Genomic DNA, 19,082 nt, shown 5'->3' with positions numbered 1-19,082 from the left:
AACGATCGTCGTGGAAACGCATCCAGAAGTATTCTTAGATACGCTCTACTGCCATGGTAACCTTTTCGGAGTTGATATTCCACTCCTTCTCATAGCCCTTTGTCTCTCCAGTCACGATTTCTTCTGCCAGAACTTCAGATTTAATTTCATCACCATGGTTTTTCATGATGCTTACAATCTTGTCGTTGTCTTTTGCATATACTCTGATCTTGTCCATAACCTCAAAGCCGGCCTCTTTACGCATGGTCTGGATTTTACTTACCAGCTCACGAACAAAACCTTCCTCGATCAGTTCCGGAGTCAGATTGGTATCCAGAACAACGGTGATTGTATGGTCGGATTCGGATACATAGCCTTCCATCTGTGCCATGTCAATTAACAAATCCTCCTCTAATAATACAATTTCCTGTCCATCGATGTCAAGTTTAAGTTCGCCGGTGCTCTTGAGCTCTGCCATAGCCTTGTTTCCATCCAGCTCAGACAGGGTTGCTTTGATCTTGTTCAGCAGTTTTCCGTATTTTGGTCCTACGGTACGCATCTGCGGTTTGAAGCTGTAGCTGATGAAATCTGCGATGTCATCTTTGAATACAACTTCTTTGATGTTCAGCTCATCCTTGATGATCTCTTTGTAGAACTCGGAAAGCTGGAACTCGCTCTTCACGTACATGGTTCCGATCGGCTGACGGTTCTTGATGTTGGCGGTGTTTCTTGCGGCACGTCCCATAACGACGATCTCCAGCAGGTCTGCCATATCCTCTTCCATCTTCGGATCAATCCAGTTCTCATGTACCTCCGGGAAGTCGCACAGATGGATACTTTCCGGTGCACTTGCATCGATGCTCTTTACGAGGTTCTGATAAATATCCTCTGTCATGAACGGAATCATCGGAGCTGCTGCTTTTGCAACGGTCACCAGTGCGGTGTACAGAGTCATGTAAGCATTGATCTTATCCTGCTCCATGCCTTTTGCCCAGAAACGCTCACGGGAGCGGCGTACATACCAGTTACTCATATCATCACGAAGGACTGCAGTGCTTTTGCTGCCTCCGGGATACGGTAATTTGCCAGGTTGTCGTCTACTGCTTTTACAGTGGATTCCAGACGGGACAGCAGCCATTTATCCATAACAGCCAGTTTGTCATATTCCAGACTGTATTTTGTTGCATCGAAGTTGTCGATGTTTGCATACAGGACAAAGAACGCGTAGGTGTTCCACAGGGTTCCCATGAACTTTCTCTGTCCTTCCACGACCGTCTTGCCTGCGAAACGGCTCGGCAGCCACGGAGCACTGCTGGTGTAGAAGTACCAGCGGATCGCATCGGCACCGTAGGTCTGCAGTGCGTCAAACGGATCTACCGCATTTCCTTTGGATTTACTCATCTTCTGTCCGTTCTCATCCTGTACCAGACCAAGAACGATAACGTTCTCGTATGGTGCTTTGTTGAACAGCAGAGTGGAAATTGCAAGCAGGGAGTAGAACCATCCACGTGTCTGGTCTACAGCCTCGGAAATAAACTGTGCCGGGAACTGTTTCTCGAAGGTTTCTTTGTTCTCGAATGGATAGTGATGCTGTGCGAACGGCATGGAGCCGGAATCGAACCAGCAGTCGATAACCTCCGGTACACGGTGCATCTCTTTACCGCATTTCGGGCACTTAATGGTCACTGCGTCGATGTATGGGCGGTGAAGCTCGATGTCATCCGGGCAGTTGTCGGCTTTTTCTTTCAGTTCTTCGATACTGCCGATGCAGTCCTGATGGCCACATTCACACTGCCATACCGGAAGCGGAGTTCCCCAGTAACGGTTTCTGGAAAGTCCCCAGTCCTGAACATTCTCCAGCCAGTCGCCGAAGCGTCCTTTTCCGATGCTCTCCGGAATCCAGTTGATGGTGTTGTTGTTGCGGATCAGATCCTCTTTTACTGCAGTCATGCGGATGAACCAGGTCTCACGTGCATAGTAGATCAGCGGAGTATCGCATCTCCAGCAGTGCGGGTAGCTGTGCTCGAACAGCGGCGCATCAAACAGAAGATCCTTGTCCTCGAGTGCCTGCAGAACGGCCATATCTGCTTTCTTGCAGAAAGTGCCTGCCCACGGAGTTTCCTCGGTCATCTCACCTTTTTCGTTTACTAACTGTACGAATGGAAGATCGTATCTGTGACCGACCTTGGAGTCGTCCTCACCAAATGCAGGGGCGATATGAACAACACCGGTACCATCGGTCAGTGTTACGTAGGTATCGCAGACTACATAGTATGCTTTTTTGTTTCCGATTCTCTTCTCAGCGTACGGGAACAGCGGCTCGTACTCTTTGAACTCGAGATCTTTACCCTGATAATGCTCCAGGATTTCAGCGCCCTCACCGAGAACGGTGTCTACCAGAGCAGCTGCCATATAATAGGTATATCCTTTGCTTGTTACTTTTACATAATCCTCATCCGGGTTGACGCAGAGTGCAACGTTGGACGGAAGGGTCCACGGTGTGGTGGTCCATGCCAGGATGTAAGCGTCCTCGCCTTTTACTTTAAAGCGGACAACGGCTGAACGTTCTTTGACATCTTTGTATCCCTGCGCTACTTCGTGGGAAGAAAGCGGGGTACCGCAGCGCGGGCAGTAAGGAACGATTTTGTGTCCTTCGTACAGAAGACCTTTCTTCCAGATCTCTTTTAATGCCCACCACTCGGACTCGATGTAATCGTTATGATACGTAACGTATGGGTTTTTCATATCAGCCCAGAAGCCAACGGTATGGGAGAAGTCTTCCCACATTCCCTCGTATTTCCATACGCTCTCTTTACACTGCTCGATGAATGGCTCTACGCCGTATTTTTCGATCTGGTCTTTTCCGTCCAGACCGAGTTTTTTCTCAACTTCCAGCTCTACCGGCAGTCCGTGGGTATCCCAGCCTGCTTTTCTCGGCACCTGATAACCCTTCATGGTACGGTATCTCGGGATCATATCCTTGATAACACGGGTCTCTACGTGGCCGATGTGCGGTTTTCCGTTTGCGGTCGGCGGTCCGTCATAGAACACGTAGGACGGATTTCCTTCACGCACTTTCATACTTTTTTCGAAGATCTGATTGTCTTCCCAGAACTTCTCAACCTGTTTTTCTCTCTCGACAAAGTTCATGTCGGTTGAAACTTTCTTGTACATGCTTGTACCTCCTGAAACTTAAGTTTCTCGTTTGATTTGCTCGCGTAAAATAAGAAAAAGCTCCCGCCCTGTAATAGGACGAAAGCTGTACTTATCGTAACCACCTGTTACATACTATCATATGCATTTCCTGTAACGGGGAACAACCGGCAACTTCTTACCACTGCTCTCCGGCTTTCTATATTTTATGCGCCGGACGCGCAGATTCAGAACTGCAACTTGGAAGTGATGTTCACCTGCCGCTACTTGTACCGGACTCCCACCATCCCCGGCTCGCTTTCACTGTACCGTTCACGCGCAGACTACTGTCTTCGTCATCGTTTTTCATGCCTTATTATAACTAGGGGCTGCAAGCGTTGTCAAGAGTGGAAAGCATATTTTATCGGTTCTTTTCCGCGATTTTACGGGATTTTCGGGGGTGTGCGTTGCTATTTGGATGGGGGAATGGTAAAATCGGGGTATAATCAAAAAACGGAAGGGAAGTGAAATCATGGGAAGATTTGTGAATCCGGACAACAGTGCATTTCAGGTTGCTCTCAATTCCGAAATCTATGTGGACAAAACAGGACTTTTATCGTATACCAACAAAGTTCTGGACACCATGCAGGGCTATATCTGCAACAGCCGCCCGCGGCGGTTTGGAAAATCATTTGCTGCAAATATGCTGGCGGCCTATTACAGCAAGGGCTGTGATTCCAGAAAGATGTTTTCTGGCCTTGCGATCAGCCAGACGGCAGACTTTGAGAAGCATCTGAACCAGTACGATGTGATTCATCTGGACATCCAGTGGTTTCTTTCGAATGTCAGCGATCCGGAACAGATTGTGGCCTACATTACAGAATGTATACTGGCCGAGCTGCGTACCATCTATGCAGATCAGCTTCCGCCGGAAGTTTCCACCGTTCCCGACGCTCTGTCCCGGATCAAAGAGGCGACCGGACAGAAATTTGTGATTATTATTGATGAATGGGATGTCCTGATTCGTGATGAGGCCTCCAACCAGAAAATTCAGGATGATTACATTAATTTTCTTCGTGGAATGTTCAAAGGGACGGAACCGACGAAATATATCCAGCTTGCGTTTCTCACGGGTATTCTTCCGATCAAAAAATTGAAAACGCAGTCTGCCTTAAATAATCTTCATCAGTATTCCATGCTGAATCCAGGCCCGCTGGCTTCCTATATTGGATTCACAGAAGATGAAGTTTCCGCTCTCTGTCAGAAATACGGACAAAATTTTGAGGAAGTCAGACGATGGTACGACGGCTATCTGCTTGGAAATTACCATGTATACAATCCAAACGCGGTGACAAGTCTGCTTCTGGATGGGACATTCCAAAGCTATTGGTCGGAGACGAGCACATACGACTCGATGGTTCCTTTTATCAATATGGATTTTGACGGATTGAAAACAGCAATTCTGGAGATGCTTTCCGGCGCCGCAGTTCCTGTCATGGTTACCTCTTTTAAAAATGACATGGTCAGCTTTGTAAATAAAGATGATGTTCTGACGCTGCTGATTCATTTGGGCTATCTTGCCTACAATCAGCAGACACAGATGGCATATATTCCCAACGAAGAAATCCGCAGGGAGTTTCTGACTGCGGTGACTTCCAATCATTGGAATGAACTTTTCGCTTTCCAGCAGGAATCTGCGGATCTTTTAGATGCTACGCTCGATATGGATGAAAATGCTGTCGCTGCCGGAATTGAAAAGGTCCATGAGGAATATACTTCCGTGATTCAGTATCATAATGAAAATTCGCTCAGTTGTGTCCTCACGATTGCTTATTTAAGTACGATGCAATATTACTTCAAACCCATTCGTGAACTTCCGACCGGGCGCGGTTTTTCCGATTTTGTCTTTCTGCCAAAGCCGGAATACCGATACGATTTTCCGGCGCTTGTAGTAGAACTGAAATGGAACAAGAATGCGAAAACGGCACTGGATCAGATTAAAAGACAGCATTACCCGGCTTCCATTGCATCTTATACAGGGGATATTCTGCTGGTTGGTGTTAATTATGATAAGAAGACGAAGGTGCATGAGTGTCGGATTGAAAAATATTTGAAATCAGGAGAAAAATGATGAAAGTTGTGATTGCAATTGATTCTTTTAAAGGAAGCCTTTCCTCTCTGCAGGCTGGAACAGCGGCCGCCACCGGGATTTATCGTGTCGATCCGAAGGTGGAGACGGTTGTGCGCCCGCTTGCCGATGGCGGTGAAGGTACCGTTCAGGCACTGACCGAAGGTCTTGGCGGACGGCTTGTCTCCGTTTCGGTGACCGGTCCTGCCGGAAAACAGGTTATCTGCCCGTATGGCATCATCGACCGAACGCAGACCGCCATTATCGAGATGTCGGGGGCTGCCGGTATTACGCAGGTACACGGCGATGAGAAAAATCCGCTGTACGCCACAACGTACGGTGTCGGTGAGGTTATCTGCGATGCCATCCGCAATGGCTGCCACCGCTTTATCATTGGAATCGGCGGAAGTGCCACAAATGACGGCGGTATTGGTATGCTACAGGCACTCGGTTTCGGACTGCTCGATGCAGAAGGAAAACAGGTTCCTTTTGGTGCTGTCGGACTGGAATCTCTTACCACGATTACGGCAGATCACGTTCTGCCGGAACTTTCGGAATGCACCTTCCGTATTGCCTGCGATGTAACGAATCCGCTCTGCGGTTCCAACGGCTGCAGCGCCGTTTTCGGACCGCAGAAGGGCGCGGATGCTGTCATGATCAAACGTATGGACACATCGCTTGCCTCCTACGCCGCACTCTGCCGGAAAACATTCCCGAACGTCGACGCGGAATTTCCCGGAACGGGTGCTGCAGGCGGACTTGGATTTGCTTTTCAGACGTTTCTTTCTGCTTCACTGGAACCCGGCATTCAGATCATACTGGATGAAACCCGACTTCGTGATGATGTGAGAGACGCTGATCTTGTCATCACCGGTGAGGGACAGCTCGATGGGCAAACCGTGATGGGAAAAGCGCCGATCGGAGTTGCAAAACTGTCAAAAGAATACGGCAAACCTGTCCTTGCATTCTCAGGCTGTGTTACAAAAGATGCATCCACATGCAACGCCGCCGGAATTGATGCCTTTTTCCCTATTATGCGGAGCGTCGTTTCACTCGAAGAAGCTATGGACATAGAAAATGCGGCAGAAAATATGACAGATACCGTGGAACAGGCTTTTCGGCTATTTTTGCTTCAGTAAAGCGGATATTCGCAATCCGCTTCGCTACTTGCTTGAGTCGGTTAAAATACAAGACCGTTTTCTCCTGCTTTAATTTTTGCAGGAAGGACAGAAAACACGTCGTGCTCTCATCGTCTTAATTCCAGCAGATATTCTGTCGTTCCTACTTCCAGCTGTTTCGTTCCTGTCCACCGAAATCCGTGGCGGTTGTAAAACGCAATGGCACGCGTATTTTTCTCCAATGCCCATAGATGGTCTGCGTCAAACTTTTCAATTGCAAAGGTAATCAGCCGTGGCCGACTCCGTTGTTCTGCAGACATGGATCTACGTATAGTTTACAGATTTCGGTTCCGTTGATTTCTGTAAAACCTCTTATAATTCCATCATCGTAGACATAGATGCGGTTTAAGATTTCTTCTTTCTTAAAGTACTGGTCGATCATCGGGACTACCTGCATTTCACCGAAGGAATAGGCCTCCTCGTGAAAAATCGGGAAATAATTGATTCGGTTGTTGAACACGAAAATTTCCGCAATTCTGGACAGGTCTTTCAGTTCTGCTTTTCTGATTTTCATATTTTCTCTCATTTTAATTTCCAATCAACACTTTCTTCCCCCGAAACGCAAATCCATAATACCTGATCCGCTCCTTTGCGATTCCTCTGGCAAGCAATTCTGTGTCATACTGTTTTTCCTGAATCTGACGAAGTGCATGCTCCACCGTCTCTTCCAGCGACTTTTCTTTTGATGTGTTCTGAACCTTAAATTCCATTACGATCGCATCCAGGTTTTCTTTCAATGGCTCCATTACTACGTCATACCTTCCGAATCCACTTTCTCTGTTGGAAGTGATTCTGTATTTTCCGGCCAGATCAACAATCAGCCCAAGGACAAATCCATGGTAAAATCTTTCTGGTTCGAGTTCCTCTGATGGTTTTCCGCCCGTGTCGAAACTGCTGAATGTCTGAAGTGCTACCTGATTCATAAACTGGTTCATATAATCCAGATCTCCGGCAAGCAGAGCATCTTTAAAATTGCCATATGCAGAATCTTCTTCTGTAAACCAGTCCTCTATCATTTGTTCAAACATCAGCATTGTCTCATGATTTGTCACTTTCAAATCATACTGGCGCTTTCCTGTTCGGTTATCCATTTCGTACCGATCCACTTTCAGATATCCGCTCGCAAGCATAAGACTCCAGATGGCTCCCCGCTTTCTGCCAAGCTGTTCAAAAATAACCTGCTCATCCAATTCTGTGCAGATCACTCTGCCGTTTAATAAATCTTCCATTTCCGTCTTGATCTTTGCAGGACTTCGACGGATCAGATTGGAGATCAGCATATTTCCGCTGGTGTCTGCCCAGTACGTTCCATATTCTCCCGTGTCCAGATATTTTGTAATGGACCACGGATTGTAAATATCCTTCCGTTTTCCAAAGGAAAATCCATCATACCAATAGCGGACGGTTCCTTTTTCATCGGACAGCCCATTTTCCTCCAGCGCATGAAAGACTTCTTCTTCTGTAAAGCCAAACGAGCCGCTGTACTTTTCCGATGTTGTTGTTACAACTTCAAGATTATTCAGATCGGAAAAGATAGATTCTTTACTGACTCTTGTTATTCCTGTCAGCAGTCCCCGTTCCATATAGGGATTCGTTTTGAATGTGGAATTGAACAGGCTTCTGATAAACGCAGTAAGATTCTCCCAATACCCATGAATATACGATTCCTGCAAAGGAGTATCATACTCATCCAGAAGAATAATCACCTTTTTTCCGTAATAGCGGCTCAGATAATCGGACAGATAATTGACAGCTACTGCTGCCGCATCATCCGACATATTTTCTTCAACGGAATCAAAATAGGCGCGGTCTTTTTCATTTAATACTTTGCTGGATTTGACAAATTCAAAAGTACTATATAATTTTACCAGCTTACGAATTACCGCTCTTCTTGCAGTCTCATATGTGGTTGCCTTGATATCTGCAAAGCTGAGGGAAATCACCGGATACGTTCCCTGCAGCTTACGAAATCTTTCCTCTTTCCAGATGACAAGGTCTTCAAAATATTTGCTGCATTCGGAATGATTTACGGAAAAGAAATATTCGACCATACTCATATTCAGGGTCTTGCCGAATCTTCTTGGGCGTGTGATCAGAGTAACACTGTCCTGATTGTCCCACCATTCCCTGATAAAATCCGTCTTATCGATATAAAAACAGTTATTCTTTCTGATGGATATAAAATCCTGATTTCCAATGGAAATTACTGATTTCATGGGTCTGCTCCTTCCTAAATCCTTTACCACCGACAGGCTTGCAAAAATTTATTTCTGTTTCTATTTTATCATATTTCTCTGGCAGAACAAAGATCATTCCCTGTCCGAAGCAATTATTTTCCATTGGATATTATGTTTTGACAGATGTCACGAACTATGCTTTCTCTGTCCTGATCCGCCGTTATTCTGGTTTCATACAGAACGGATGTATAATCTTTTTCGTTCCACCATCTCTGCATATCTTCTGCACTGAAATCATTGCAGTTCGGCTTTGTTTTGTGGCGCTTCACGGTCTCCTCGAAGGGGATGTCGAAGTAATATGCGTATATATTTTTTCCATATAAAGCTACTGCCAGCTCAAATAATGCACGATACCATTCCGCATTCAGTATTCCTTCCAGAATAACAATCTCGCTGTGTTTTCTTCCATATCGCAGAAGTTCTTCCAGAAGAGGCAGCGCCTTTGTATTTTCTCCGTCTTTGACTTTGAGCATATCTCTTCGGATAACATCCTGCGAGATCAGCATTGTATTATTTCCGAACACTTGCTGTAATTCCTTTGCAATAGTTGTTTTTCCACTGCCGGAATTTCCTCTTAAAATGATTAATTTATTCGTCCGTAAGCAATCGCCCATTGTCATTCCATTCTCCATACATAATTCCCGCTTTCGTATTATCTAAAAGTTTCTGCAAACGGCTCTGAAATATTTCTTTTTCCTCAAACATTGTAATTTTATACACTTTTCGCTATCTGCAGCGCCAGAAACAGCTTGTCCAGATCGTGGTTAGCGGCAGATAATCCATCCGTTTCATAGTTTCCTTCGATCAGCACATCTCCCGCAACAAGAAAATCATACAGTTCAAATCCATAAAAATCACTGATCGCCTGAACGCCTGCGAGTTCCATTTCCACGGCAATGCATCCTTCTTCTTTTCGTTTTCTTACAAGATTTACCGTTTCCCGAAGCATACTGTCTGTCGTCCATACGCGCCCCTGAACGTATGGCAGTTTCCTTTCTTTGAAAAATTCCGCCAGTTTGTCCGTGTTTTTTATTTTTATGTAGTCCTGCGGTTCTGCAAAATAATAGGACAGTCCTTCTCCCCGGTATGCCTCCGTTGGGAGAATAAACTTTCCATCGGTTGCTTCTTTGTCCAGACTGCCGCACGAGCCAAACATGATAAAGACGGATGCTCCTGTTAAATGATTGACTTCGGCAATCGTTCCTGCTGCAAGAGCGGAACCAATTGGTGTCAGGTAGAAAGCAATCGTTTCTTCCTCATATGGCAGAGTCCAAACCGGTATATTTCCATTGCATGCTCTTACTTCTGCAATCTGTCGGCATGGGAATTTTTCAAGCATGTATTCATATATTACTTTTGAAAAAATTACCATACATTTTTTTACCAGATGCTGCTTCTCCCCATAAAAATTCTCCAGCTTTACAATCGGCTCGCTGTTGATATCATAAGAATCAATAATCATTCTGTTTCCTCCATAAATTTTATTTATCTTTACCAAAAAGTCCCATATCCACCACCCTTACTGCGCAGACATGAGACTTCCGTTTTTATTTTTGCATTACTTCAATAACACATTCATGTTTCTTCGTTTTTTTATTATAATTGATACCGGCAAGCATTCGAACCACAGAATCTTTCAGGCCATCCATATCCATTTGAATATAAATTTTTAAGGCCTCATACGTTTCCGTCTGGTTCCAATAGGTTCCGAATTTGTGGCGCAGCATGGCTTCTACCACAGATTTCGGGCTATACATGGAATAAATTTCATCTCCAGTCTGCCGATGCGCAATCAACTGATAACCATCGTACCACGTTTTTGCTTCTTCAAAACTCATCTCATATTTTTCACAGAGGGCAGATATCTCCTGCTCTGTGAAGCCAAAATATTCCGCCAGATCACCGGGATCTGTCATGGAATACTCGGTAAATATATTTAGTGCAGAATGAGAACCATTTTTGTTTGTGAACTTTTCTTTTTTCAGACTTTTTAGCAATACCTTTCGATTATATACATGCGTATTCCACAGTATTTCCATGCTTCTGAATTATTTTCATTAAATCATCAGCCTGCATCCAAACGGTTGCTGTATTATCATTTGGATGAACACCAATTTTATTTCCGACAAATTCCACGTCCATGAAGACTTGAACTCTGTGTTCGGCATCGTTTAGAATACCAAGCGGCGTAACGGCACCGGGTATCAGTTTCATAATATCAAATAATTCCTCCGCAGCTGCAAAAGAAAGTGCACGCAGACCACGTTGCCTGCGAAACGCTTTCAAATCTACTCGCTTGTTCCCTTTCATCGTTATCAAATAATAATTACGTTTTTTATCGTCGCGAACAAATAAATTTTTAGCGCCCCACTCTGGATACGGCAAATCAACAGCATCTGCTTCTTCCATATTGAAAACTGCCTTATGTTCCGTAATTTCATACGCTATATTTTGCCTTTTTAAATAATGATATATCTCTATCTTATCCATACTCTTTTATCTCTGTAAACTGAAATTGAAATATGCCCTTATTTTTCATACTTTTCAATCCGGCATTCATGTTCTTTTGTTTTTTCATTGTAGTTAATTCCCACCAGCAAAAGCTCCCCTGCATAGCATGCAACAGACTCCGGATATTTTCTGTCTCTGATCTGATCTAATGCTGCTCTGACGCTTTTGTCCCATTTCAGTTCCACAACAAGCGCCGGGTAATAATTCTGAAACTCCGGCTTTGGAATAAACACAAAGTCTGCAAATCCACGACCCGCGGGAAATTCGCGGATTGGTTTGAAATAGTATTGCATGGAACTCAAATAGGCAATGGACAGAACACTGCTGAGTGAGTTTTCATTGTTATACTGAATCACAGAAGTATATTCCCTGTGAATTTTTTCAATTTCTTTTGCTACTGCGTTTCCATTCATCTGAATTGTATCTTTCAGAAGCTGCTCTGATTCTTTTTGAAATACAATCAACTCATTCCATTTTTTCCTTTTCGTTGCCAGAATCAATTCCTGACGGATTTCCTCATTCGGAATAAAAGCAGTTCTAAATGTCCGGTCATAGGCCAGATATCCAAGGTGAATCAGATACGTCAGCACATCGTCTTTATTGGCGAAGCTAACGGTATCGTTCTGAAAAGAGGTAACATCAACCGGAACATGATCTCCTGAAAGCATTTCGATTACGGCACTTTTCAGGCCATCAAAATCCATATTGATCAGCGGAACAATCGCCTCATAGGATGCGGTTCCGGACCAGTAGCTCTGGAATTCGCCTTCGAGCATCAGGTTCACAACGGCATTTGGATTGTATACATGATATTTCCCAATCTGATAACCGTCGTACCATCGTTTGACTTCTTCAAACTTCTGACCATATACTTCACATAGTTTTTGAACTTCTGTTTCTGTAAAACCTACATATGGTGCAATCGGCCCGGCATACAGCATCGAATAATCTTTGAAATTGTTCAGCGCCGACTGTGTCTTTTCTTTTTTTACAGGCAAAATACCTGTCAGATATGCCAGTTGAATATATTTTGTCGGCTCCGTCCCTTTGAACATCGCCCGCAGAAAATTGATATATTCTTCCTGTGTTTTGAGATCCGCCGCCTCGTCACGAATCAGAACATCCCATTCGTCTATAATCACAATAAATTTTGTCCCGGATGCCGCGTTGATCCGCGACAGCGCCTCCGGCAGTGACCGGATTTCTTCTGGAAGTATATGGGGATAATATTCTTTTAACTCCGAAATCGTTTTTTCTGAGATATAAGAAACAATCCGCTCCGGTCCGCCTGCCGGTTCCATACACCATTGGATATCCCAGTGGAGCACATCATACTGATTCAGATGTTTTTCAAAATCCTTTGCCCTGCTGATTTCCAGCCCGGAAAACATTTCTTTCGAACTGCAGCCCTTGCTGTAATACGCGGTGAGCATATTTGCCGTAATTGATTTTCCAAACCGCCGCGGGCGGCTGTTGCAGATATATCCCTGCAGAGTGTTCATGACTTTATTCGTATAAGTCAGCAGTCCTGTTTTATCAACATAAATCTCAGAATTTAATGCAACCGCAAATGCTTCATTTCCCGGATTCAGATAACTTCCCATGCAAATCCCTCCCGTCAACATTTTATATGACTCATTATACTTGATCCCTCTGACTATCACAAGGACAGGATTTTCCCACGCAGCTTCCGGTTTTTCACTTTCGTCCTCCTGTGAGAATCCCATACAATTCCGGTCTTCTGTTTTTCAGTCCGCATTTTTCCCGCTTTCTGCATTTCCTGCATTTCGTTGATACTAAAATCAGACATGTTATTATCCTTCATCCTCGTAAATAATGATTTGAAAATATTGTAACTATTCAGAGCCATGCGAAATGGAAGAAAAATCGCGAATCATGTTTACATGAATGAGCTATTTTTCTGGAATTTCATATGGCGAGATGGGGCTCTGAATAGTTACAAAATATTATACCCTATAAATGCTTCAATGGTAAACTTTCATTTTGCCGCATAAAAAATGCGCACCGCAGTTTTCATCAAAATCATGAGTATGCGGCACGCAGTTTTTATTTTGCTTTTTTCTTCTCTCTTTTCACAAAAAGACAGACACATGCAACAACAAAAACAGCCGTTGCAGCGATCAGTACCGGCCATACCGGCAGTGGACAGACGCTTGCGCTGATCAGTTTCAGTCCCTGGTAAAGTGTGTATACACCGAAAATTGAAAAGATGACAAACGCCAGTGTATTCAGCAGCCCATCCGGTGTCTTGCTCTTTAAGAGATAGCCGACCAGCATTCCGAGAATATCCGCTGCGAACAGTCCGAGAGAACATCCGATCCATACAACGAATGCGGATCCCATCCCTTCATTTGCACCAAAGGTGATTGCGGTAAGCTGTGTTTTGTCTCCAAGCTCTGCTACGAAGAACGTACAGAAAACGGCGAGCGGTGCGAACCGAATTTTGGATTTGCCGCCTTCTTCCTCTTCCTCGTCATCATCACCGGAAATGGTGGATGCTGCGAAGTAAAGAAATGCGAGTGCTGCAATCGTCTTAATCAGCCAGTCCGGAATGAATTCGCTGACGAGGCCGCCTGCGAGAACCGCCATTCCATTCAGTACCAGAATCGCGGCTGCGGTTCCCAGGATAATGTCTTTCAGCTTGTACTTCGAAGTAAGCGCAATCAGCATGAGCTGCGTCTTATCGCCCATCTCTGCGATGAACTCGGTAAGAAACACCTTTAGAAATAACACCATTTTCCATTCCCCTTATCTTATAATGATATAAATGGCATATGCGGCATAAAATGCGACCATACAGAAACCTCGACTCTTCCGATTTTCTTTTTGGTTCCTGCAAAAATCCATACACATACCGTGAATACGATCAATACACACAAATCAATTATATTTTCCGTAATGATGGCCATCGGGCTGATTGCGGATGCAATGCCAAGTACCATAAGAATGTTGAAGATATTAGAACCGATCGCGTTGCCAAGTGCCATATCAACTTCATTCTTTCTCGCAGCAACGATAGAAGTTACGAGTTCCGGAAGGGAAGTTCCGATGGAAACAATGGTCAGTCCGATCAGAGTCTGGCTCATTCCGAGATCGCCCGCGATTCTCGCTGCGGCATCTACGGTCACATCTCCGCCGACTGCAATGGCGACTGCTCCACCGACGATGAACACGATACTCTTCGGAACGGAAAGCAGCTTGATATCCTCGTCGGAACCGCCTTCAATTTCGACTTTTTTTCCTTCGCGGTTTGCCTTTAAGGCAATCTGAACCATGTAGACAATGTAACCTGCAAAGAATCCAATTAAGATCACACCGTCCAGGTGACCGAGCATCATACCGGATTTATCGCCGAGTCCGCTGATTCCTAAAACCATTAAAAGTCCGGCGCAAATCAGGGACAGCGGGATGTCTCTTTTGATGGTTTCCTTTGCAACTTCTATGGTGGTCAGTACGGCACAGACACCGATGACAACCATCAGGTTAAAGATATTGGAACCGATGACATTACTGACTGCGAGCTCGTTGTTGCCGGTAAGTGAAGCCGATACACTGACCGCGGTCTCCGGAAGTGATGTTCCCATGGCAACAATGGTCAGTCCGATGATGATCGACGGAACGTGCAGTCTCTTTGCTGCGCTTGAGCTTCCTTCTACGAAAAAGTCCGCACCTTTGATCAGCAGGACAAAACCGATGACGAGACAGACAAGCACAAGAGCAAACGGGGCGTTGTTGATGAAATTTTCCATGTTTTCCTCCTTTGTTTTCCAAGCATATATTCCAAAATAGTATCGTTAACAGAAGCAGGTTTTACTCATTATCCGCAAAAAAAGACTCATGTATATCAAGGAACATCCGATATGCGATACACCGGTGATTCATCGATATACATGAGTCTCATTATTTAAGATTTGCCAGATTATACTCTTTTCTTATAATCAGAATGTTGACAAATCACACATTCGTGCTAACTACTCCCTCATGGAATATTACATTACTTGATAAATACTATCAAATGTCTTCGGGGTTGTCAACAAAATTTGACTTTTTTATCCGAAAGATTTCAGCCCCGCTTACGAATGCATACCAGTCATGGGTGCAGAATACTTTACAAAATATAACAAACCGAATATCCTAAAACGAGAAAAACTTCATTTTCATGATAGTCCATTTTTAGACTGATCTATCTTTTCTATGGTACTCACCTCTCTATTCGTCCTGTGTTTCCATCTCTTCGAGTTCCAGTTCCGTTTCCATCATGCGCTCCAACAGGGATTCCTGTGCCTGATTTTCTTCGTCTATTTTCGTCTGAAGCTCCATCAGCTGTTCGTAATTTGCGGAAAGTTCCGGGTCCATCATTTCCAGTTGAAGTTCTGACATTCTGCTCTCACTCTCCGCAAGCTGCTCCTCGTATTTTTCGAGCTGCCGTTTTAAGCGGGACAGAATTTTTCCCGGGTTATAATATTTCTTTTTGTCAAACACATCATCCAGTGTCGGAACGTCGGCTGATTTCCGTACAATTCCTCCCGCATTTCCCGTTTCTCTGCCCGGCGTCTGCCGTTTGATTTCTTCGAGATACTGTGCATAATTCATTCCGTAAAATTGTACGTCGCTCTCGCCGAACTCCAGAATGCCGGTTGCCACCTGGTTGATGAAATAACGGTCGTGTGATACGAACAGAACGGTTCCCTCGTAGCTGGTCAGCATTTTTTCCAGCGCTTCTTTTCCCGCCAGATCCATGTGATTCGTCGGCTCGTCCAGGATCAGGAAATTCGGTTTCGTATAAAAAATCCGGCAGAGCTCCAGCCGCACTTTTTCACCGCCGGAGAGCTGTCCCATTTTCTTTTCAACATCCTCCCCGGAGAACAGAAAGGCTCCCAGTGCACTTCTGACGTCGTTGCGGAGCAGATTCGGATAAAGACTCCAGAAATAGTCGAGCACCGTCTGCTCCGGGTCGAATTTCTGGTTGACTGCTTTGTGCTGATCGAAGTAGGCAAAATCCACGCGGTTTCCAAATTGATAACTTCCGCCCAGTGGATTGATTTCGCCCACAACGGTTTTCAGAAGCGTCGATTTTCCTTTTCCGTTTTCTCCGATGATCGCAATCCGTTCTGCTTTTTTGATGACGGCCGAAACCTCGCTCAGAACGGTATCGTATCCTATTTTCAATTTTTTCATCGTGAGCACGTCCGTATAGCTTTCGCGTGCCGGATGGAATAAGGCATGGAACGTCTTCGTGTCAAACCGCCGCGGTTTCTCGATTTTTACCATGTGCTCGATCGCCATTCGTTTCGAACGGGTGGCCGCAACTTTTGTCGGTGTGTTTTTCCATTTCTCAATCCACGCCGTCAGACGCTCAATTTCCTTCTGCTGCGCCTCATAATCTTTTTCCTGCTTGATCTGCGCTTCTTCTTTTAATCTCACAAACGCAGAATAATTTCCCGGATACCGTTTGATGTCACCGTATTCGATTTCATACGTCACATCAATCACGCGGTCCAGAAACATGCGGTCATGTGATACAATGATAACGGCATTTTCGTAGCTTTTCAGATAATTTTCCAACCACTCCACTGCAGCGATGTCGAGGTGGTTGGTCGGCTCGTCCAGAAGCAGGATGTCCGGACGCTGTAAAAGAAGCTGAATCAGCGCAATTTTTGTCTGCTGTCCGCCCGAAAATTCACCGATCGGTTTTTCCAGATCTTCGAGCGCAAAACCAAATTTCTGGAACATCGTTTCCAGATCTTTTTTCCAGCTGTACCCGTGCAGGCTCTCGATTCTCCGCTCCAGGTAATCATACTCCGCCAGCAGTTTTTTATGATCTTCGGTCTCGGCGAGCAGCTTTTCGATTTCCTTTTTTCGCGCTTCACACGCAAAGACTTCCGCGAAAGCCTTCTCCAGCTCCTCTCTTACCGACACATCTCCATCGGTAAAATTAATCTGGCGCAGAAAACCGATGTTCTGTTTTCCGCTCATCGTAATTCCGCAGCTCTCGTCGCTGTCCAGATTACTCATCTCAATATCCCCGGCAATCAGCCGCAGCAGCGTCGTTTTTCCGCAGCCGTTTCTACCGACAATTGCAATTTTTTCTGTATCGTGAATTTCGAAATTCACACTGTTTAAAATCGTGTCTGCGCCAAACTGGACTCTGGCATTTCTGATCTGATATCTCATGTTTTATACCTTTTCTGTTGTTTCAACTCACAGTCGGTATTTTCACGGAGTCTGACATGTCGAAAATAGTTCGACTGTGACTTACCTCATGTCAATGGAGGATACCGATTTCTCTCCGCCCGCCACTGCTGTTATGTTTCTTTTAACAATTCATCCCACCGCTTTAGAAGCTGGGGACTTCTTGTCTACTGATGTTAAAATTCTGCTTCCATTATACCGTCTCCGCCCTTCGTTCTCAATGCCAAAAATTTTTCGAATCAAATTTGGTACGCCTGCGGCATAAAAATATCTCTGTTTTACTGATTTGCTCCAGTAAAACAGAGATATTTAACTTCCTATATATTCCGAAAGTCCCTTACGCAAAAATACTACTCATGAGTAGTATATAATATTCTTCTCTTTTTTTCAATGCTGTCTCTTAACAGATTTTCCCAACCAGCACTACAATCCCAGCTGTCACAAGTGCAATGATCAGATACAGAATCGTCGCCAGGCCTCGTTTTGTCAGCACGGTTTTCCATGGTTTTATGTACGGAATCCCTTCCATTCCTTTGATCTCCCATATTTTACTGTGTCCAACCCACACCCGGTCAAGCATAATTCCGTCGAACCAGTTCATCACCACAAGGAAGAGGTAGGATTGGAGATATGCCGTCTTGAAATCGGTGACTTTATTCCAGACAAAAATGATCGCGATCAGCACCACGAACAAAATGATGCAAAATGGAATCATAACCTGCTTTCCTTTTTTCATGACCGCATCTTTGTCGATCAGTCCACGTTTATCGGCTTCTTCTATATATTCCTTTGGGTAAAAATAAACACAGTTCATTCCATCATTTCTTACCAGACACTTTACCATCAGAATAAACAGAAGACAGTATAATATGTTTTGCAACAACAGCATCTCACATTCCTCCTCAGACTACCGTTTATGTTTCTTATAGCTTCATGTTAGTTCAGGCTAATCACATTGTCAAGAGGACTTGCTGTTTTTACATTAACACTGCCGCAATGGATAAATTATAATCGTTTATAAAGCAAAAAAAGAAACGAGCAAGTCCTGTCAGGCATAAACCTTACCCAGTGAAAACCCATTTCTTTTTTAGACAATGTCAAAGATACCATACTTCTTTCTCCCATCGAACTTTCTTTACACTCGTCCCTCATTTATTTTACAATTTCTATTTCAGATTGCAAAACTCATCCGCCGTCAGCTCATAGTCGACAGAAGATTCCATTTCCCCCAGCTGATTTTTCCAGGAATTGTAATGGACTGCGGTTTTGCGGAAGCCGAGTTTTTCGTAGACATGCTGTGCTCTTGTGTTTTTGAGGTTGGTATCAAGAAAAATAACGTTGGCTCCCATGCGGAACAATTCTTCTATGAGCATGCTCAGTACAACTCTTCCAATGCCTTTTTCCTGGTAATCGGATTCGCAGATTTTGATTCCGATTTCATATCGATGATTTTCGAATACATAGAAACTCATTTCGCCGATTCGCACATCGTTGTATTCTATGATGAGTCTTCGTCTTGTTTCATCGCTGTCGTCGGCAATCTGTTTTTCAATTTCCGCTGCGCTTGTCCCAAGCCCGTTTGGAAATCCGGCGTGGGCCATGACGGTTCCATCGTTCCACCAGACGGCTAATTGTTCACAATCTTTCTTTTCGGCATTTCTAATGCACAGCTGATTGTATTTTATGTTCATTTCTTCTCTCTTT

12 protein-coding genes and 3 pseudogenes are annotated in these 19,082 nt (G+C 44.5%); 2 read left to right on the top strand and 13 right to left on the bottom strand.

Going from position 1 to position 19,082, the window contains the following annotated elements:
* Window positions 1-34: 34 nt before the first annotated feature.
* A pseudogene (ileS, locus tag DXA93_RS02490) lies at window positions 35-3,153 on the bottom strand (isoleucine--tRNA ligase).
* Between the two features lie 490 nt (window positions 3,154-3,643).
* On the opposite strand from ileS, the gene DXA93_RS02485 reads away from it, so the two are divergent.
* Window positions 3,644-5,242, top strand: coding sequence for an AAA family ATPase (locus DXA93_RS02485; protein ID WP_119207682.1), 1,599 nt, complete (start codon window positions 3,644-3,646; stop codon window positions 5,240-5,242).
* The gene (locus DXA93_RS02480; RefSeq protein ID WP_119207681.1) at window positions 5,242-6,378 is read left to right on the top strand and encodes a glycerate kinase family protein; all 1,137 of its coding nucleotides are present in this window, start codon (window positions 5,242-5,244) and stop codon (window positions 6,376-6,378) included. The genes DXA93_RS02485 and DXA93_RS02480 overlap by 1 nt, the downstream gene beginning before the upstream one ends.
* Window positions 6,379-6,643: 265 nt before the next feature.
* On the opposite strand, the gene DXA93_RS18180 is transcribed toward DXA93_RS02480, so the two are convergent.
* The 12 genes and pseudogenes from DXA93_RS18180 to DXA93_RS02415 all read right to left on the bottom strand — a co-directional run bounded on the left by DXA93_RS18180 (window position 6,644) and on the right by DXA93_RS02415 (window position 19,069).
* Entirely contained in the window at window positions 6,644-6,931 is a 288-nt protein-coding gene (locus tag DXA93_RS18180) for a hypothetical protein (RefSeq protein ID WP_243109133.1), read from the bottom strand.
* 13 nt (window positions 6,932-6,944) lie between these two features.
* The gene (locus DXA93_RS02470) at window positions 6,945-8,633 is read right to left on the bottom strand and encodes an AAA family ATPase (RefSeq protein WP_055225796.1); all 1,689 of its coding nucleotides are present in this window, start codon (window positions 8,631-8,633) and stop codon (window positions 6,945-6,947) included.
* A 113-nt stretch (window positions 8,634-8,746) separates the two neighbouring features.
* Window positions 8,747-9,286: a kinase gene (locus DXA93_RS02465; protein ID WP_226906354.1), complete on the bottom strand. Its 540-nt coding sequence runs from the start codon at window positions 9,284-9,286 to the stop codon at window positions 8,747-8,749.
* A gap of 80 nt (window positions 9,287-9,366) precedes the next feature.
* Window positions 9,367-10,116 (bottom strand): nucleoside phosphorylase, encoded by a 750-nt coding sequence (locus DXA93_RS02455; RefSeq protein WP_055225800.1) that lies wholly within the window; start codon window positions 10,114-10,116, stop codon window positions 9,367-9,369.
* Between the two features lie 145 nt (window positions 10,117-10,261).
* A pseudogene (locus DXA93_RS02450) lies at window positions 10,262-10,615 on the bottom strand (AAA family ATPase); the annotation flags it as partial.
* Between the two features lie 46 nt (window positions 10,616-10,661).
* Window positions 10,662-11,144: a prolyl-tRNA synthetase associated domain-containing protein gene (locus DXA93_RS02445; protein ID WP_055268132.1), complete on the bottom strand. Its 483-nt coding sequence runs from the start codon at window positions 11,142-11,144 to the stop codon at window positions 10,662-10,664.
* A 38-nt stretch (window positions 11,145-11,182) separates the two neighbouring features.
* Entirely contained in the window at window positions 11,183-12,769 is a 1,587-nt protein-coding gene (locus DXA93_RS02440; protein ID WP_055225808.1) for an AAA family ATPase, read from the bottom strand.
* A gap of 463 nt (window positions 12,770-13,232) precedes the next feature.
* Window positions 13,233-13,922, bottom strand: coding sequence for a TMEM165/GDT1 family protein (locus tag DXA93_RS02435; protein ID WP_055225810.1), 690 nt, complete (start codon window positions 13,920-13,922; stop codon window positions 13,233-13,235).
* Between the two features lie 12 nt (window positions 13,923-13,934).
* Window positions 13,935-14,935: pseudogene (locus DXA93_RS02430) on the bottom strand (calcium/sodium antiporter).
* A 460-nt stretch (window positions 14,936-15,395) separates the two neighbouring features.
* Window positions 15,396-17,360: an ABC-F family ATP-binding cassette domain-containing protein gene (locus DXA93_RS02425; RefSeq protein ID WP_119207680.1), complete on the bottom strand. Its 1,965-nt coding sequence runs from the start codon at window positions 17,358-17,360 to the stop codon at window positions 15,396-15,398.
* A gap of 418 nt (window positions 17,361-17,778) precedes the next feature.
* Window positions 17,779-18,267, bottom strand: coding sequence for a hypothetical protein (locus tag DXA93_RS02420; protein ID WP_117510553.1), 489 nt, complete (start codon window positions 18,265-18,267; stop codon window positions 17,779-17,781).
* A 277-nt stretch (window positions 18,268-18,544) separates the two neighbouring features.
* Window positions 18,545-19,069: a GNAT family N-acetyltransferase gene (locus DXA93_RS02415; protein WP_055225836.1), complete on the bottom strand. Its 525-nt coding sequence runs from the start codon at window positions 19,067-19,069 to the stop codon at window positions 18,545-18,547.
* Window positions 19,070-19,082 lie beyond the last annotated feature (13 nt).

It is taken from the genome of Blautia sp. OF09-25XD, from assembly GCF_003482095.1.
GTDB classification, from domain to species: Bacteria; Bacillota; Clostridia; order Lachnospirales; family Lachnospiraceae; genus Fusicatenibacter; species Fusicatenibacter saccharivorans.
The sequence above is the reverse complement of the archived record's forward strand: the minus strand, read 5'-3'. Positions and strand labels throughout refer to the sequence as shown.

What these genes read in the sequence shown, in the direction of transcription:
- DXA93_RS02470 (WP_055225796.1), bottom strand. Translation starts at nt 8,633, where the DNA reads ATGAAATCAGTAATTTCCATTGGAAATCAGGATTTTATATCCATCAGA.
- DXA93_RS02485 (WP_119207682.1), top strand. Translation starts at nt 3,644, where the DNA reads ATGGGAAGATTTGTGAATCCGGACAACAGTGCATTTCAGGTTGCTCTC.
- DXA93_RS02425 (WP_119207680.1), bottom strand. Translation starts at nt 17,360, where the DNA reads ATGAGATATCAGATCAGAAATGCCAGAGTCCAGTTTGGCGCAGACACG.
- DXA93_RS02435 (WP_055225810.1), bottom strand. Translation starts at nt 13,922, where the DNA reads ATGGTGTTATTTCTAAAGGTGTTTCTTACCGAGTTCATCGCAGAGATG.
- DXA93_RS02455 (WP_055225800.1), bottom strand. Translation starts at nt 10,116, where the DNA reads ATGATTATTGATTCTTATGATATCAACAGCGAGCCGATTGTAAAGCTG.
- DXA93_RS18180 (WP_243109133.1), bottom strand. Translation starts at nt 6,931, where the DNA reads ATGAAAATCAGAAAAGCAGAACTGAAAGACCTGTCCAGAATTGCGGAA.
- DXA93_RS02480 (WP_119207681.1), top strand. Translation starts at nt 5,242, where the DNA reads ATGAAAGTTGTGATTGCAATTGATTCTTTTAAAGGAAGCCTTTCCTCT.
- DXA93_RS02440 (WP_055225808.1), bottom strand. Translation starts at nt 12,769, where the DNA reads ATGGGAAGTTATCTGAATCCGGGAAATGAAGCATTTGCGGTTGCATTA.
- DXA93_RS02445 (WP_055268132.1), bottom strand. Translation starts at nt 11,144, where the DNA reads ATGGATAAGATAGAGATATATCATTATTTAAAAAGGCAAAATATAGCG.
- DXA93_RS02465 (WP_226906354.1), bottom strand. Translation starts at nt 9,286, where the DNA reads ATGGAGAATGGAATGACAATGGGCGATTGCTTACGGACGAATAAATTA.
- DXA93_RS02415 (WP_055225836.1), bottom strand. Translation starts at nt 19,069, where the DNA reads ATGAACATAAAATACAATCAGCTGTGCATTAGAAATGCCGAAAAGAAA.
- DXA93_RS02420 (WP_117510553.1), bottom strand. Translation starts at nt 18,267, where the DNA reads ATGCTGTTGTTGCAAAACATATTATACTGTCTTCTGTTTATTCTGATG.